The sequence below is a fragment of the Gammaproteobacteria bacterium genome (assembly GCA_028819075.1).
GTDB lineage: Bacteria > Gemmatimonadota > Gemmatimonadetes > Longimicrobiales > Gaopeijiaceae > BD2-11.
On sequence record JAPPMM010000061.1, the window covers coordinates 1 to 16,204 of the forward strand.

Sequence of the window (16,204 nt, forward strand, 5' to 3'; positions counted from 1 at the left end):
TGCGATCTTCGGACACACCAAGTGACACACGGACCTCAAGTGTGTCGCCAAGTCGGTGTCTCAACATGACTTGCGAGGAATGACCCCGGCTTCGAGCGGGTATCGTACATCAGCAGCGCCGGGCTTCGCGTCTGCCTGGTGCTCGCAAAGCGACTCCGCAGTACCGGACAGGCGTTGGCGATGTGTTCGCTGTCCGATGTCAACCGGGAGATCGTGGCTGTGAGCGGCTTCGACAAGCTCATCATGGTGCACGAGGACCCCGAGAGCGCGATTGCGGCCATGGGATCCTGATCGCGCTGGTCGCTCACATGCCCCTCCCCCATACCCACCTTCTCCGCAGGAGCAAACCATGACCGATGGCAGCGAGAGGACGATTACCCTGAAGAAAGCGTTTGACCAGAACATCGTCGGGGAGAACATTCTCGAAATCGCCGAGTTCGCCGTGGAAAAGTACGAGTTTCGCCACGACTCGACACTCTCCGACGAGGTCCGGGAGGCGGCGCTGAAGGAGGCCGCCCAGGCTCTCTGGAAGATGGTCGAGGAGCTCCGGCTGCGGCGCAAGCACATCCTGAAACGGATGTTCGACTTGGCGGATGCAACGGTAAAGGGAGCGGTCGAAGACGGATAGCGCGGTCCGGGTCGCGAGCCGTGCTCAATGATCACGGCTGCACCCGTCCCAGTCACGCGTGGGAACCGCTCGGCTCCCAGCTCCTCCATCCGCGCCCGCGGTGCCCGAAGTCGAAGCGACCCGGGTGAAGGCACTCCGCCAGGATCTCGGCCGACTCCACCACGCGCGGCCCCGGCCGGTTGAAGTACTGGTTGCCGTCCGTGATCACCACCCGGCCCTCGCGCACGGCGGAGAGCCTGTGCCATTCCGGCCGGGCGGCCAGCGCGGGCATCTCCCGCTCGGCGCGCTCGATGTCGAACCCGCAGGGCATGACCGCGATCACGTCGGGGTCGGCGGCGACGAGCTCATCGATGTCCCGATAGCCGGAGTGCGCCCCGGCCTCCCCGAGCGGGTCCACCCCGCCGGCGCACTCCACCAGCTCCGGCACCCAGTTGCCTGCCATCATGAGCGGGTCGATCCACTCGATGCAGGCTATGGAGGGCCGCCGCAGCGCACGCGTGGCGTGGCGGAGTACCTCGAGCCGGCCCGTCAGGCGCGCCACCAGCCCGTCGCCGCGCGCCGGTTCCCCGAGCGCGGCCGCGACCGCCCGGATGTCGCTCCAGACGTCGCCCAGCGCCATCGGCTCGAGCGACACGATCGCCGGTTGCGAGCGCACCAGGTCGCACACCGCGCGCTCCACGTCCCGCAGGCTCACCGCGCACACCTCGCACTGGGTCTGGGTGACGATGACGGTGGGCGCCAGCCGGTCGAGCAGGACCGGGTCGACACTGTACACCGACAGGCCGTCGCGGACGATCGCCTGCACCTGGTCGTCGATGGCCCGGCTGTAGGCCTCCACCTTCACCTTCGAGCTCGAGCAGGTGGGCAGCCGTGCGACGCCGGGCGGATGGTCGCACTCGTGCGACCGGCCCACGAGCTCGCGCTCGAAGCCCAGCGCGCACACGATCTCGGTCGCGCTCGCGATGAGCGAGACGATGCGGTGGGGCATGCCGGTTCCGGCAGTCCGTGCTAAGTGCGGCTTGATACGAGCCGGTACAGCGGGATCGGCGCCGGATTCCTCAGGGCGACGCGGCTGAACAGGAGCGGCAGGAAGACCGCCATGCTGATCAGGGTGTTGCGGAAGAAGGGAATCGCGCGCACGTAGCAGTCCACCAGCCCGGAGAGCGTCTTCGGGTAGAGCAGTCCGTCGCCGAAGGCCCACACGCCGAAGTTGGTGATCAGGAAGAACCCGACCGAAGACGCCAGCCCGGCGCCCGCTACCCTCGTCCACGAGGTCTCGCCGCGCAGGGCGAATCCCGTGGTCGCCACCAGCGCGAGCGACAGGTAGACCAGCGGCTGGTCGGGGTAGAACGCCCAGTCGACCCGGCCGGTCAGCGCCAGGATCCCCAGATCGCCCAGCAGCCACGCGGCGAACGGGAGTAGGTACGCCGTCCCCGCGCGCGCGAAGAACGCTCCCCCGAACAGGCAGAGCGGCAGCATCGGCGAGAAGTTCCACGGATAGGTGGTCCGCTCCGGGTCGATCGACATCCCGAACTGCGCCAGCAGGTACGGCGCCAGCCGCACGCAGACGGCCACGGCGAACACCGCCACGATCACGGAAAACCGCGGTTTCATCTCGATTCCTCCCTGTTTGCTGTTCTCGGTCCTATCCTTCTCGGCCACCCAGCGCCAAGCTGCCGCCAACGTAGACGGCCCGCCCGGGCGCGGCGAATCCCCACACCTCATGGTATGCCTGGTCCAGCAGGTTTTCCATGCGCACGGTCAGCCGCATACTCGGCCGTCCCGCGCCCGAGCCCATCTCGAAGCTCGCCGCCAGGTCCACAAGCGTGTAGGCGGACAGCGTCACCGGATTGGCCGGCCAGGCGCTGAAGTCGCGGTCGCTGCGCTCTCCCGTGCGCCGCACGCTCGCGTCCAGCCCGATCCCGCTCGCGACCTGGGCGAAGGCGCTCGCCCCGATGATGTGCCTTGGCCGGCGCAGCAGCGGCTCGCCCTCCACGAACGTCGCCGACGGGCCCTCGTCGAAGCCCGAGTCCTCCACTTCCGTGTTCAGGCACGTGTAGAAGCTCGACAGCCGAACCCGGCTGGCGGCAACCGACGCCTCCGCCTCCAGCCCGCGGCTGCGCGCCCTCGCCACGTTGTGGTAGCTGGGGCCTCCCGGCGCGGGCGGCGAGAAGGTGTACTGAATGAGGTTGCGGTAGTTCTGGCGGAATCCGGTGAGCGAGAGCCGGGCGATGCCCCCCAGCTCCTGGTCCAGCCCCGCCTCGTAGCTGGTCGATTGCTCCGGTTCGAGATCCGGATTGCCGGTCGCGAAGCCGGTGGCGTACGTCTCGTAGAAGGTGGGTTCCTTGATCCCGGTCCCCGCCGACACCCGCACGCGCGTGCCCGAAGAAGCGGCCCGCCACGCAGCGCCAGCCCGCCAGGTCATCGCCGAGCCGAAGCGCTCGTTGTCCTCGAGGCGCACCCCGGCATTCAGCGCCGCGGGCCCGCGAAACTCCGACAGTTGCGCGTAGAAGGCCCGGTTTCCGCGCTCGTTGCGGGAGTTGGCCGAACTCGGGCCGTACTGGGAGAGCGATTCGCTGAAGTCGCGCACCGACTGCTGCTCCAGTTCGTAGCCCGTGGCGACCGAGGTTCCCTCGCCGGGCCTCCAGATCGCGCGCCCTCCGACCGTCGTCCGGCGCAGGTCGGTGAGGCTCTTGAAGCCGTGGAAGCCGAGCGTGTCGGCCGGACCGTCCGGAGCGTCGTCGGTGCCCGAGTCCGACTCATGGACGTTGACTCGGAACCGGGTTTCGAAGGCGTCGTTCCAGCGTCGGCCTGCATCGACGTTGACCGACAGCGCGTCGCCGAAGCTGTGGGCGTTCTCGTCCACCAGGTTTCCGGAGCCGTCGGTAGGGTAGTGGAAGCGCCGATCCTCGTAGCGTACCGAAACCGAAGCGTCGGTCGCCTCATCGAGCTGCCCCTGGACCCGGCCCGTGGCCGTGGCATGGCGGAACTGGTTGTTGAACGCGAGGATGCCGTCGGTCTCGTTCCTCCCGACGGAGATGGCGTAGGAAAGCGAACTCGTCCCTCCCGAGAGCCCACCCTGCCAGCGCCGGGTGCCGTAGCTGCCTCCCTGGAACGACAGGTCTCCCCGGGGCCGGCCGCTTCCGCGCCGGGTGAAGATCTGGATGACCCCGCTCACCGCGTCGGAGCCGTAGAGCGCGGAGGCGGGCCCGCGCACGACCTCGATGCGTTCCACGTTGTCGGTGGTGAGCGAGGCGAAGTCGAAGGCGCCGCCGGGCTCGTTCATGCGCACCCCGTCGATCAGCACCTGCACGTAGTCCGACTCGCCACCCCGCAGGAAGAGCGACGTGATGGCGCCGAACGAGCCCCCCCGGACCAGCGCCACGCCCGGCAGCTGGCGCAGGGCGTCGGCCACGTATTCGATGCCGGCCCGCTCCAGTTCGGCGCCGTAGAGGATGGTCGTGTGGGCCGCGGCGGCCCATTCGGGTTCGGGTAGCCGGTTGGCGGTGACCACCAGCCCCTGCAGGTTGCCCGGTCCCTGGGCGGCGACGGGCACGGCAAGGCAGGCGGTGGCGATGGCGGCGGCATAGCGGACGAATCGAACACAACTCATGTCGGCTCTCCTCTGCCGCGCGGAAGAAAGAGGAGTTGCCGACCACCGCGAACGCGGATTGGAAGGCGCCCCTCACCTCCCCGCGGAGGTGGTGAAAAGGGCGCCGGACGGGCTCGTCTCCTGGCTTGAGGCCTCCGGGCTCGCCTTCCCGGGCTCGCCTCGGAGCCCAGTGGCACATCGGAGCCGGAGTTGTCGGGAAAACCCGGACCTCATCACAGTGGCGGGGCCGCGCCGGATTCGCACCGGCTTCCGTAGGCCCCTCCGGCCTCTGCTACGCCGGGATTCTAGCCGGGCGCGTGAAGGGGGTCAACGGCGGGGACGCCGGGTTCGCGCGGATCCGTGGCGAAGGCGCGCTGTATGGCGGATTCGATGGCAGCCACTTCGCCATCGCTCAGCTCGCGAAAACGGGGACGCTTCCTCGCCGAGAGCCGTCCTCCGTTCTGCACGCAGAGCCGTATGAGGAGCGAGGTGCGCCGGTCGGGCATGTCCACGATCTCCGAGACCGCTCTGAAGGCTCGATCGAAAGCGGCGATGAAGCCGAGTTCTTCCCGAAGATCGTGACGGACCGTCTCGGCCACCCGGTCGTGAAGGTATTCGGCGAACGCGGTCATATCGATGAACCGATAGAGATCGCGCGTGTCGCCTTCCACGAGCAGGCTTCTGTCCGGACCCCATCGCCAGTCGATGAATTCCAGGATCGGCCGGGAGAAGCTGTCCAGCACCCGATCGTAGCCACGACGATCGCGCAAAATGGCCGCGGACACAGGGAAGATGAAGTCCCTGGGCGTGTATCCCCTCGAAGCCAGCACGTGATGGATGAGGAACCGGTGGATGCGGCCGTTTCCGTCATCGAAGGGATGAACGAAGACAAACGCGAAGGCCAAAACCGCCGCGCCGACGACGGGCGGAACGCTCTCATGCGAGACGCGCTCGGCCAGCTTCATCCAACCCTTCATGAGCGAGGGCACGTCGCCCGGCCGGGGGCACACGAAGTGGACCTCTTCGCGGAAGCCCGCACCCATCCGGCCGACGAAGATCTGAACGTCGCGCCAGTCCGTGGCGGCATAGCGCGGGTCGACGATCGACCCTTGAAGCCGGACCAGCGCATCCTTGTCCAGCGGGTCGAAGGTGGCTGCTTCGCTGAGCGCCCGCACGAAGCGAGCAGCACGACGCGAAGACGGCTTCTCGCCTTCGATTGCAAAGGAGGATCGCGTTTCCCGGGTGTACAGATAGTCGACCGCGCGGGTGAGAAGGCTCCGGTCGAACGCTGCGCAAAGGGAGCGTGCCTCGTCGTCGATGGGCATCGCCATCTGGCGCAGAAGCTTGGGGGTCCGCCTGACGGTAACACAGAGGTCGGAGCCGCCGAGCAGATTGTCTATGACCCGGTGCCGCCGGGAGTTGTGGCGCGCCGCTACGACGAACTTTTTCGGATCGAGGACTTCGACGTAGTTGCCGCTGCGCGCGTCGTCGACATCGAGGGTCCGTCCCGTGAGCGCCTCGTACAGGAACCACGCGCGGCGGCTGTAGGCACCCGTGGGCTCGCTCCGTACCCAGTCTTCCAGCGTCGCCGCATCGATCTGCCTGAAGGCCGCAGCCAGGATGCGCACATCAAACGGCTCATGGCGCAGCGTGAAACGGAGTTGCCCCGCAAGCGAGTGGTCCGGCGCGTAGTGCAGAGGATAGTCCTCCCGCACGCGGGTCCCGTGAACCTCGGTCCGGCGCGCGCCGGAAACCACATGACTCTCGACCGCCGGAACGGGTACGGCCAGGTCCAGCTCCTGGCGGAGCCAGGCCTGCCCCACAGGTCTCCTGCCGGGATGAGCGGTGTATCGTTGTGCCATGAGAAACCGCGGAATACCGCGAGAAATGATTAGAAAAAAGTATCTCGATGATAAATCGATTACAAGAATCGGGCTACAGCGGAGCCTCATAGAGGCGGTAGGTGCGGTAGATCCTGCCCCCCATCCGTTCGATCGCGGCGTTCATTCGGTGGTTCCCCTCCAGGATCCAGGACATATCCGCCTCCCTCATCCCGGCGGCGCTGGCGTTTCGGAACAGCGCGAGGTAGAGGAGCGCATCGATGCCCTTGCCCCGCCACTTCTCCAGGAGCCCCAGAATGAGGACGCGCAGGCGGGTGATCCTGCGCCTGTGGGCCAGCAGCTTCATGATCGCGAGCGGGGTGAGCCGTCCGTTGAGCTTGTGCAGAACCTGGTTGAAGTCCGGAAAGGCGACCGCGAGCCCGATCGCTTCCCCTTCGCGCGTTTCTGCGAAGAGAACGAGGTTCGGGTCGATGATCGGCCTCAGTTCGGCGGCCATGTGATCGATCTCGGCGTCCGTCAAGGGGACGAACCCCCAGTTCTTCCTCCAGGCGGAATTGTAGAGTCGCCGAACGAGGGCGAGTTCCTCGTCGAACCTCGACATTTCCAATGTGCGGATGCGGATGCCGTAGCGGTGCGTCACGATCCTCTCGGCGCGAAACAGGTATTCGGGCCAGTTCCCTGCCACGATGTGCCAGGCGTAGAGGTCCTTGACCTTGCGGAGCCCGCAGCCTTCGAGCAGGGCCGGATACCACGGCGGGTTGTGGGCCAGAAGCAGCGCCGGCGGTCCGCTGTCTCCCTCGACCAGGAGGCCGGTGGTCTCGTTGGTGGAAAAGCTGGTCGGGCCGCGCATGGCCGTGAGACCGCGTTCGCGGAGCCACGCCCGAACGGCGTCGAACAGCGCTTCCGCCACCTCCGGATCGTCGATGCACTCGAACCAGCCGAAGAAACCGACCGCCTCCCCGTGCACCCGTTCGTGATTCCGGTTGCGGATCGCGCAGATGCGCCCCACCACTCTGCCGCCGCGGAGCGCGAGCCAGGGCTGAACCTCGGAGTGAAGGTGGAAGGGATGTCTTGCCGTGTCGAAGGCGGCGCGGACGTCCCGCTTCAGGGGCGGCACCCAGTCGGGGTCGGCGCGATAGATCGACCAGGGCAGGTTGACGAAGCGTCGCAGGTCGGCTCGGCTCTCGACCGGCGCCACTGCGAGCGGCGAAGTGGGATTCCTCATGGCGTCCAGAGTTCCAAACCGCTTACACAGCCGCCAAAACGCTTAGAAACAAGCTTCTGGATTCAGAATCGCTTACGCGTGCTATCGCCAGCCTGTCAGCCCATGGATGCATCGCCGCTCGAATGTCGGGAAGAGTTCGTCCCGGGGGCTACCGCTCCACCTGGTTGCCCGCGATCCACACCGATTCGATGGAACGCATGTTCATGATGTCGGCGAGGGGATCCTCCGCGACGACAATGAAGTCGGCCCACTTCCCGGGCTCGAGGGTGCCCACGTCGTCGAGCTCCAGGCATGCGGCGGCGTCGCGGGTGGCCGTGGCCAGGATCTGGGCGGGAGTGAGACCGGCGTTGGCCATGATCTCCATCTCCATGTGCTCGAAGAAGCCCTGGAAGCGCCCGACGGGACCGGTGTCGGTTCCGAAGGACAGCGTGACCCCCGCGTCCGAGGCCGCCTTCAGGTTGTCGAGCGCGACGTCCAGCGCCTCCTCGTAGAGCGCCGCCGAGCGGCTCTCGAGGAACGAGCGGCGGCGGTCCTCCTGATCCAGTCCGGCCACTTCCTCGGCGTTGGCGTGGCGCGTGAAGAAGTCGTCGAAGAAGAAGTCGGGCTGCTCGCGGTAGATGAAGGTGGACACCTCGCGGGTCAGGGTGGGGCAGTAGCAGACCCCGGTTTCGGCGATGAGGTCGATGAATTCCTGGTCGATGGGCACGTCGCGCACGCTGTGGGCGAGGAAGTCGGCGCCCGAGCGCAGCAGGTCCTTGCCGTCGTCCAGATAGAAGAGGTGGGCCGCCAGGCCGACGCCCATCTCGTGCGCCGCGTCGATGGCCGCGCGGTAGGCCTCGGGAGGCATCTTGGTGCTGGCGCCCAGATTGTCGTCCACCCGCAGCTTGAGCCAGTCCGGGTTGAGGCGCGCGTTGTCGGCGACCTCGGCGCGCACCTCCTCGGCGGTCGAGCCGGTGAGGACCGGCCCCGCCATGAGCAGGCGCGCGTGCGTGAGACCGGAGTCGTCGTTGTTGGCATCCCGTACGCGCATGCTGGGCTCCGTGCCCCCGCCCAGGCTGTTCACCGTGGTGACGCCGTAGGCCGCGTACAGCCGCAGCTCGTTGCGGACGGCCTCGTCGGCGGCTTCTCCCTCGAGCCCGCCGGCGGTGCGGCCCACGTGGCCGTGGGTGTTGATGAGTCCGGGCACCACGTGCCGGCCGCTCAGGTCGACCTGTTCGGCGCCGTCCGGGATCTGCACCCCGGCGGCCGCGCCCACCGCCTCGATGCGCCCGTCCCGCACCACCATCGCCGCGTTCTCGACCGGGTCGCCCCCGACGCCGTCGATGAGGCGCATGCCGGTGAAGGCGACCACGCCGTCCGCAGATGGCGCGTCGGCGGGAGCGCAGCCGGCGAGCGTCAGGACAAGCAGGAGGGCAGCGACAACGTGGGTTGAGCCATGCCGTGGATGATCGAACATGCGAGACCGTCCTTGTTCGGGGGCGAGACTTCGGCTGAGCCCCGCGGAGGCGAGCCTGAACGCGGCGACTCCCACCTCATTCAAGAGATTGGCCCACCACACCCCGGTCAAGGATGCCCGCGCCGCGTCAGGGACTCCCGCCGCCCGCGCCCATCAGCGGATCGGCCAGTCCGATGACGTGCACGGCGATCAGCCCCAGCACGCCGATGACCGTGAGGTAGTAGATGGTGGGCAGGATGGTCTTGCGCAGCGTCACCCCCTCCTGGCCCAGCAGGCCCACCGTAGCGGACGCCGCCACTACGTTGTGGATCGCGACCATGTTGCCCGCCGCCGCCCCGACCGCCTGCAGCGCCACGATCATCGCGCTCGACACCGCCAGCCTCTCGGCTACGCCGTGCTGGAAGAGCGAGAACATGAGATTGCTGACCGTGTTCGATCCGGCGATGAAGGCGCCCAGCGCGCCGGTGACGCCCGCGAACATCGGCCACACCTGTCCCACGTTGTCCGCGACCCAGGCGGCCATGGCGATGGGCATGCTGACCAGGTCGGCCGCGTTCACGCCCGACTGGATGTAGATGCGCACCATGGGCACGGTGAAGATGAGCACGAAGCCGGCCCCGAGGAGCACGCGCGACGACTTGGTGAACGCCCGCTGCAGCTCGGGGAACTTCATCCGGTGCAGGAAAAAGGTCACGGCGACCACCGCGATCAGGATGGTTCCAGGCAGGTAGAGGGGGGTGGTGGTGGCGGTGATGTCGGTGCCGAACACGTTCGCCCAGGTGATGGCGGGGGCGCGCAGCCAGTTCTGCACGGGCAGCTCCGACAGCCGGCTCAGGACCAGCAGCACGGCCAGCAGCGCATAGGGTGCCCAGGCCATCCCCACGGAGACGCGCTCGTCGTCGTCCTCCAGATCCTGCCGCGCTTCCAGCCCGCTGGCCCAGCCCCGGCCCCAGCGGCTGCGCTCCGGGAAGTCCCACGTGTCGTCCGGAATCAGGAAGCCGCGGCGCGCCGCGAAGATCACGATCGCAAGCCCGACCGGAGCGCCCAGCAGCGCGGGAAACTCCGGCCCCAGCAGCCATCCCGTGAACATGTAGGGGACGGTGAAGGCCACCCCGGCGAAGAGGGCGAAGGGGAAGATCGACAGCCCTTCCGTCCACGACCGGTTGGCGCCGAAGAAACGGGTGGTCATGACGATCATGAAGGTGGGCATCAGGGTGCCGGCGATCGCGTGCAGGACCACGACCCGGTCGGTCACCAGCCGCAGGAAGTCGTCCATGGTGATGCCGGCGGCGAGGAGTTGGGCGTCGAAGGCCTCTCCCCCCAGGCCGCCCTGCACCCCCACCAGCACGGGCGTGCCCACGGCCCCGAAGGTCACCGCGGTGCTCTGGATCATCATGCCGATCATGACCGCCCCGGCGGCCGGGAAGCCCATCGCCACCATGAGCGGTGCCGCCACCGCGGCCGGTGTCCCGAATCCCGCCGCGCCCTCGATGAAGGACCCGAACAGCCAGGCGATGATGATGATCTGGACCCGGCGATCCTCGCTGATGCTGCGGAAGCTGCGCCGGATCGCGGAGACGCCGCCCGACTGTTCCAGTGTGTTCAGCAACAAAATCGCGCCGAAGATGATGACCAGCAGATCGAAGGTCAGGAACAGCCCCTGGACCGAGGACGCCGCGACGCGGACCGGAGCCACCTGCCACGCCGTCAGCGCCACGACGACGGCCGAGACGTAGGCGATGGGCATCGCGAACTTCGCCGGCACCCGGAATCCGACGAGCAGGGTGCCCCCGATGAGAATGGGGAGGAGCGCGAGCGCGGCCTGAACGCCTGGGGACATGGAAGCCTCCGGGTTGAATCACCTGACGGACCGCGCGAATGTGCGTCTCCGCATCCCGTGCGGGCAAGCGGAGGGCCATGCGACGCAGGACACGGTTTGCGTTATCGTTTCCGCGGCAAGGGGATGCCGGGGGACGATCCTGAGAGGGCATTTGAGGAGGCTTGATTTGTCGGGATGTTGGCGCCGGCTGTTGCCGCTGCTGGTGGTCCCAACCCTCGCGGCGTGCGAGCGGGCCAGCGATCCGGTCGAGCCCGGCGCCTCGTCCTCGGCGGCCGCCATCGCCGTCGTGTCCGGAGGGGGTCAGCCCGCCTTTGTCGGCACCCGCCTCGACGAACCGATCGTATTCCGCGCCGTGGATGCGGGAGGGCTGCCGGTTGCCGGCATCGCCGTCGACTTCGTGACGACTCCGGGGAGCGGCCGGGTGGAGCCGGGTCGAGCCACTACCGACCAGAACGGCGACGTGGCGATCACCTGGACCCTCGGTCCCGATCCGGGGACGCAGACGGTGCTGGTCGCGGGGGGCCTGGCCGCCACGGCGATCCATGCCTGGGCGGTCGATCTGGAGGCGGAACTCGAGGTCCTGTTCGCGCCGCCCACCGCCGAAGAGATCGCGGCTGTGCGCGCTGACTGGGCGGATCGCGACATCTCGCCCGCCGCCCTGACCATCGAGTTGACCGAGGCCTATTCCCTTTTCGGCTCCCCGGCGACCCTGCGCGTGGTGTCCCACCAGGTCGGCGAAGCGCGTCACTACGGAGCGATCGTCGTCCCGAAGTCGAGGAAGGCGGCCAGCCTGCCCGTCCTGATGTACCTGCACGGGGGCGACAACGGCGTCGACGTGGACGATGTCCAGTTCCTCGCCTTCGCGCTCGGGGAGCTGCGCGACAGCTTCGTGTACGTGATTCCGTCGTTCCGCAGCGAGCCCCTGGAGCATGACGACCGGGAGTGGGTCTCAACCGGTCCCGGCGGGCACTGGGATTACGACGTGGACGATGCCCTGGCGCTCCTGAACGTCGCGCTGGCGATCACGCCGCAGGCCAAACCCGAAGCCCTCAGCCTGGTGGGAGCCAGCCGGGGCGGAGGCGTCGCCCTTCTGGCCGGCATTCGGGACGAGCGGGTCGAGAACATCGTCACCCTGTTCGGTCCCACCGATTTCTTCGACGAATGGGTGAGGGAGATCGTGCGCGAGGCGGCGCTGGGAATGCCGCGCGACCTCACCGGGGTGGCGCACATGGACTCGACGCTCATCCAGCCGTACATGGGAGGGCGAATCGAACTTGCCAGGGTGCGCATGGAGCTGGTTCGCCGCTCCGCCGTGCTGTTCGCCGAGGATCTGCCCGCCGTCCAGCTGCACCACGGGACCGGCGACGAGACCGTCTCCGTCAGCCAGGCCCAGTCCATGATCCGGGTCATGGAGGAGTTGGGGAAAGAACCGCCGGAATTCGAGGCCTTCATCTACGAGGGCGCCGGACACGACGTCTTCGACCTGAGCGGGGTCATTCCGCGCGCGGCGACGTTCCTGCGAAGAGCGCTGGGAAGGGGCTGAGGCGCCATGCGAGTGCGGCCCGACTTCACGACCGCCGAGGCGGAGGCTCTGGCCAGGGACCGTTACGGCATTCTGGCTCGCGCCAGAGAACTCCCGAGCGAGCGGGACCGGAACTTTCTGCTCCGCGCCACGGGGGACGGGCGGGGTTCGAGTCGGGAGCCGAGCGAGGGGGCGAAAGACTCCGGAGCCGAGGGCGCCGCTGAAGCGTTCGTGCTCAAGATCGGGAACCCGGAGGAATCCCGGGCGTCGCTGGAGATGCAGGGCGCGATCCTGGCGAGGTTGGCGAAGCGGTGGCTGGAGGACGGCGGTGCTCTTCGGTCGACGTTCCCCGCGGTGGTTCCCGATCTCGCTGGAGCCCCTCTCGCGACGGTTGAAAAGGGGGGAATCCATTACCCTTTGCGCCTGGTCACCTGGCTGCACGGGGTGACGGTTGCCGAGGTAAACCCGCACAGCCCGGAGCTGCTGCGTTCCTGGGGAGGCGTGCTGGCCCGCCTGAACACCGCCCTCGCCGACTTCGAGCATCCCGCGGCCGAGACCGGCTTCCACTGGGACCTGCGCACTGCGTCCGCCCTTTTCGAGGAGCGGGTGGGGAGCGTGAAGGGAAAAGGCCGCCGGGCGTTGCTGCGCCGCCGGATGGTGGACTGCGAGGAGAGGCTGGGGCCTCTGATCCCGGGCTTGCGCACCCAGGTGGTACACGGCGACGCCAACGACTACAACGTGCTCGCCAATCGGGTCGAGGACACGCCCCCGGGCGGGCGCTACGGGGACCGGCGGGTCACCGGCATCATCGACTTCGGCGACGCCATGCGCACCTGGCTGGCTTCCGAGCCGGCGGTCGCGGGGGCCTACGCGATGCTCTCGAAGCGCGATCCCGTGGGGGCTCTGGCGCAGCTCGCGAGCGGATTCCACGAGGAGTATCCACTCGGAGAGGAGGAAATCGCCGCCGTCTTCCCGCTTACCGGGATGCGGCTCTGCCTGAGCGCCACCATGGCTGCCTGGCAACGGGCCCGGGAGCCGGACAACGAGTATCTGAGCATCAGTGAAACGCACGTGTGGGAACTGCTGGAGCGCATGGACCGCGGAGAGGAATTCCATCCGGACTTCGTGCACTATCGGTTGCGCGAGGCCTGCGGACTGGAGCCGAACCCGCGTGCTCCGGGCCTGCGCGCATGGCTGAGGCGGCAGCGCGACGAAGGGCGTTTCGCCTCGGTGCTGCCGTCGGAACTGGCGGAGAGCCCGCACACCGTCTTCGACCTGAGCGTGGGCAGCCGGTGGCTCGGCACCACGGGCGACCTGGACGCGCGAGGGTGGACCGATCTTCTGTTCCGCCACACGCGGGCCGTTGGGGCGGCCATCGGGATCGGCCGATACGACGAGGCCCGCCGCTGGTACGACTCCGACGCGTTTGCGATCCAGGGCGAGGACGGGCTGGAGCGGCGAACGGTTCATGTGGGCATCGATCTCTTCGCGGAACCCGGAACGCCGATCCACGCTCCCTGCGATGCAACCGTCCACAGCTTCCGCGACAACGACGCCCGCCTCGACTACGGGCCGGCCATCATTCTGCGCCACGAGGGGGGTGGGCTGGGCGCGTGGTACACCCTCTACGGCCACCTCTCGCGGGACTCGCTGGCCGGGCTCCGCCCAGGACAGCAGATCGCCGCCGGAGACGAGATCGGCAGGATCGGGCCGTATCCGGAGAACGGCGACTGGGCCCCTCATCTTCATTTCCAGCTGATGACGGACCTGCTGGGCCGCGAAGGCGACTTCCCCGGCGTGGCGCCGCCCAGCCAGCGGGACGTGTGGCTCAGCCTTTCGCCGGACCCGAACCTGGTGCTCGGGATCCCGGATCTGGCTCCCGCCGGCAGGAATGCGGCCTCGGAGCTGCTGGGCGCGCGCCGGAAGCTGCTCGGGCCCTCGCTTTCCATCTCCTACCGGCGTCCGCTGGAGATGGTGCGTGGCAAGGGCGCCTACCTGTACGACGATGCAGGCCAGCCCTACCTGGACTGCGTCAACAACGTCGCGCAGGTGGGCCACGCGCACCCGCGCGTGGTCGAGGCCGGTCAGGACCAGATGGCTGTCCTCAACACCAACACCCGCTACCTGCACGACAGCCTCACGGAGTACGCCCGGCGTCTCGCCGCCACGCTGCCCGACCCGCTGGGCGTCTGCTTCTTCGTGTGCACCGGGAGCGAAGCCAACGAGCTGGCGCTGCGCATGGCGCGGACCCACACGGGGCGCGAGGGCATGGTCGTGCTGGAGGGCGGGTATCACGGCAACACGAGTTCACTGGTGCAGCTCAGTTCGTACAAGTTCGACGGGCCGGGGGGCGCGGGGCCGCCGCGGTGGGTCGCGTGCGTCCCCATGCCCGACGGCTATCGCGGCCGTTACCGGTTCTCCGATCCCGACTGCGGCGCGCTCTACGCGGAGGAGGTCGGTCGCGCCGTCGACGCGCTCGGCGGACGGCCCGCCGGCTTCCTCTTCGAGTCGATCCTGAGTTGCGGCGGCCAGATCGTGCTTCCCGACGGCTTCCTGCGCGGCGCGTTCGAGCGCGTGCGGGCGGCAGGCGGGGTTTGCATCGCCGACGAGGTGCAGGTCGGGTTCGGGCGCGCCGGCTCGTCCTTCTGGGCATTCGAGGATCACGGGGTGGTGCCGGACATCGTCACCATGGGCAAGCCCATCGGCAACGGCCATCCGCTCGCCGCCGTGGTGACCACCCCGGAGATCGCCGAGTCCTTCAACAACGGGATGGAGTACTTCAACACCTTCGGCGGCAACCCGGTGTCGTGCCGCATCGGCCTGGCGGTGCTGGACGTGATCGAAGAAGAGAGGCTGCAGGACCACGCCCGGCGGGTCGGTGAGCGGCTGCTCGCGGGGCTGAAGGGCCTGGTGGAGCGCCATCCGATCGTCGGGGACGCGCGTGGGACCGGGCTCTTTCAGGGCATCGAGCTTGTGACGGACCGGGAATCGCTCGATCCGGCCCCTCGCCACGCGACCTGCCTGGTGGAGCGCATGCGCGACCGGGGCATCCTGCTCAGCACCGACGGCCCGCTCCACAACGTGGTGAAGATCAAGCCGCCGCTGGTCTTCGACGAAGACGACGCCGACCGGCTGGTGAGCAACCTCGACGAGGTGTTGGGGGAGGACGCGCTGCGCACGGTGTAGCGGACTAAGCTAATCGAACTTAGTCATTTCCGGCCCACACCTTCACCAGTGTGTGAAACTCTCCGTTCTCGCCGAAGCGGTCCACGCCGTCCGGCAGCCCCATCATCGCCTCGCGGTCGAAGCGTTGGCCGGGGACGAGCGCGCCCAGCGCCGCATCGGTCACGGCGGACACCTCGCAGACGATTCCGCTGGCCTCCAGATCCGCCATGAGCGCCTCGTAGGGAACTTGCCAGATGGGGAAGTGGAGCGATGCGCCGCGGGTCGCTGCCAGCTCCCGGAATGCTCCCGTGCGCCACTCGCGAATGTGCTCGAGGTGCAGATCGCCGAACACGAAGCGGGCGATCGCGGGAATCGACGTGACGGCTTCGGCGACGCGCGCCTCGTAGGCGAGGCCGGGATGGAGGGGAACGCCCAGCAGGGGCACGCGCAGGTGCTCGGCCTGTCGGACCACAAGCTCCACCCGCAGCTCCTGGTGCGCGATCGTCCGGCTCGCCGCGTCGAAGGTCGTCAGCAGGACCGCGGGGCGGGCCCCCTCGCGCAGCAGCGCCCGGTAGGCGAGAAAGCTGTCCTTGCCGCCGCTCCAGAAGAGCACGTCGACGGGCTCGGGCCCGGGGCGCAGCGGTGTGAGCCAGAGCGGAGGCTCCACGGTCGCGGCACCCTCCCCGTCATCCGCCCTCCCGGCCTCGTAGGGGCAGTGCCGGCAGCCGCTCCAGCAGCAGCTGCCCCGCTGGCGCAGGCCGAACTCGGTGAAGACGGCGAGGCCGGTCTCCGGGTCGAGGTAGAAGGTCTCCCCGTTACTCGAGGCTTCTTCGTGAAGCCGGCTGGTGATGGAACGATTGGATGTCATCGGAGGATGGCCTGCCCGCGAGCCGGTGAACTGCCTTTCCGGGATCAGGGCACCAATACTATTGAGG

The 16,204-nt window shown here is 68.3% G+C and carries 11 protein-coding genes and 1 riboswitch; of the genes, 3 read left to right on the top strand and 8 right to left on the bottom strand.

The annotated features are described in order from the left end of the window. Positions 1 to 349: 349 nt before the first annotated feature. Positions 350 to 628, top strand: a complete 279-nt coding sequence (locus OXU32_16400) for a hypothetical protein (protein ID MDE0075536.1) — start codon at positions 350 to 352, stop codon at positions 626 to 628. A gap of 52 nt (positions 629 to 680) precedes the next feature. On the opposite strand, the gene OXU32_16405 is transcribed toward OXU32_16400, so the two are convergent. The 7 genes from OXU32_16405 to OXU32_16435 all read right to left on the bottom strand — a co-directional run bounded on the left by OXU32_16405 (position 681) and on the right by OXU32_16435 (position 10,582). Beyond that, complete coding sequence (locus OXU32_16405) at positions 681 to 1,616, bottom strand: cobalamin-binding protein (GenBank protein MDE0075537.1); 936 nt, start codon at positions 1,614 to 1,616, stop codon at positions 681 to 683. Positions 1,617 to 1,636: 20 nt separating this feature from the next. Further along, on the bottom strand, positions 1,637 to 2,242 hold the full coding sequence (locus OXU32_16410; GenBank protein ID MDE0075538.1) for a hypothetical protein: 606 nt from the start codon (positions 2,240 to 2,242) through the stop codon (positions 1,637 to 1,639). Between the two features lie 31 nt (positions 2,243 to 2,273). Further along, positions 2,274 to 4,241 (bottom strand): TonB-dependent receptor, encoded by a 1,968-nt coding sequence (locus OXU32_16415; protein MDE0075539.1) that lies wholly within the window; start codon positions 4,239 to 4,241, stop codon positions 2,274 to 2,276. 115 nt (positions 4,242 to 4,356) lie between these two features. Further along, positions 4,357 to 4,492, bottom strand: a riboswitch (cobalamin riboswitch). A 33-nt stretch (positions 4,493 to 4,525) separates the two neighbouring features. After that, positions 4,526 to 6,082 (bottom strand): Fic family protein, encoded by a 1,557-nt coding sequence (locus tag OXU32_16420; protein ID MDE0075540.1) that lies wholly within the window; start codon positions 6,080 to 6,082, stop codon positions 4,526 to 4,528. Positions 6,083 to 6,155: 73 nt separating this feature from the next. Further along, entirely contained in the window at positions 6,156 to 7,286 is a 1,131-nt protein-coding gene (locus tag OXU32_16425) for an N-acetyltransferase (protein MDE0075541.1), read from the bottom strand. Positions 7,287 to 7,434: 148 nt separating this feature from the next. Then, positions 7,435 to 8,742, bottom strand: a complete 1,308-nt coding sequence (locus tag OXU32_16430; GenBank protein MDE0075542.1) for an amidohydrolase family protein — start codon at positions 8,740 to 8,742, stop codon at positions 7,435 to 7,437. Positions 8,743 to 8,869: 127 nt separating this feature from the next. Then, positions 8,870 to 10,582, bottom strand: coding sequence for an L-lactate permease (locus OXU32_16435; protein ID MDE0075543.1), 1,713 nt, complete (start codon positions 10,580 to 10,582; stop codon positions 8,870 to 8,872). 166 nt (positions 10,583 to 10,748) lie between these two features. Here OXU32_16435 and OXU32_16440 point away from each other — a divergent pair, with 166 nt between their 5' ends. Both OXU32_16440 and OXU32_16445 read left to right on the top strand, forming a co-directional pair. Continuing rightward, entirely contained in the window at positions 10,749 to 12,125 is a 1,377-nt protein-coding gene (locus OXU32_16440) for a hypothetical protein (protein ID MDE0075544.1), read from the top strand. Positions 12,126 to 12,131: 6 nt separating this feature from the next. Beyond that, positions 12,132 to 15,290 carry an aminotransferase class III-fold pyridoxal phosphate-dependent enzyme gene (locus OXU32_16445; GenBank protein MDE0075545.1) on the top strand — a complete coding sequence of 1,053 codons (3,159 nt, stop codon included), beginning with the start codon at positions 12,132 to 12,134 and terminating at the stop codon, positions 15,288 to 15,290. A gap of 19 nt (positions 15,291 to 15,309) precedes the next feature. Here the strand turns inward: OXU32_16445 and OXU32_16450 are convergent, their stop codons facing one another. Further along, entirely contained in the window at positions 15,310 to 16,137 is an 828-nt protein-coding gene (locus OXU32_16450) for a DUF5522 domain-containing protein (protein MDE0075546.1), read from the bottom strand. Between the last annotated feature and the right edge of the window lie 67 nt (positions 16,138 to 16,204).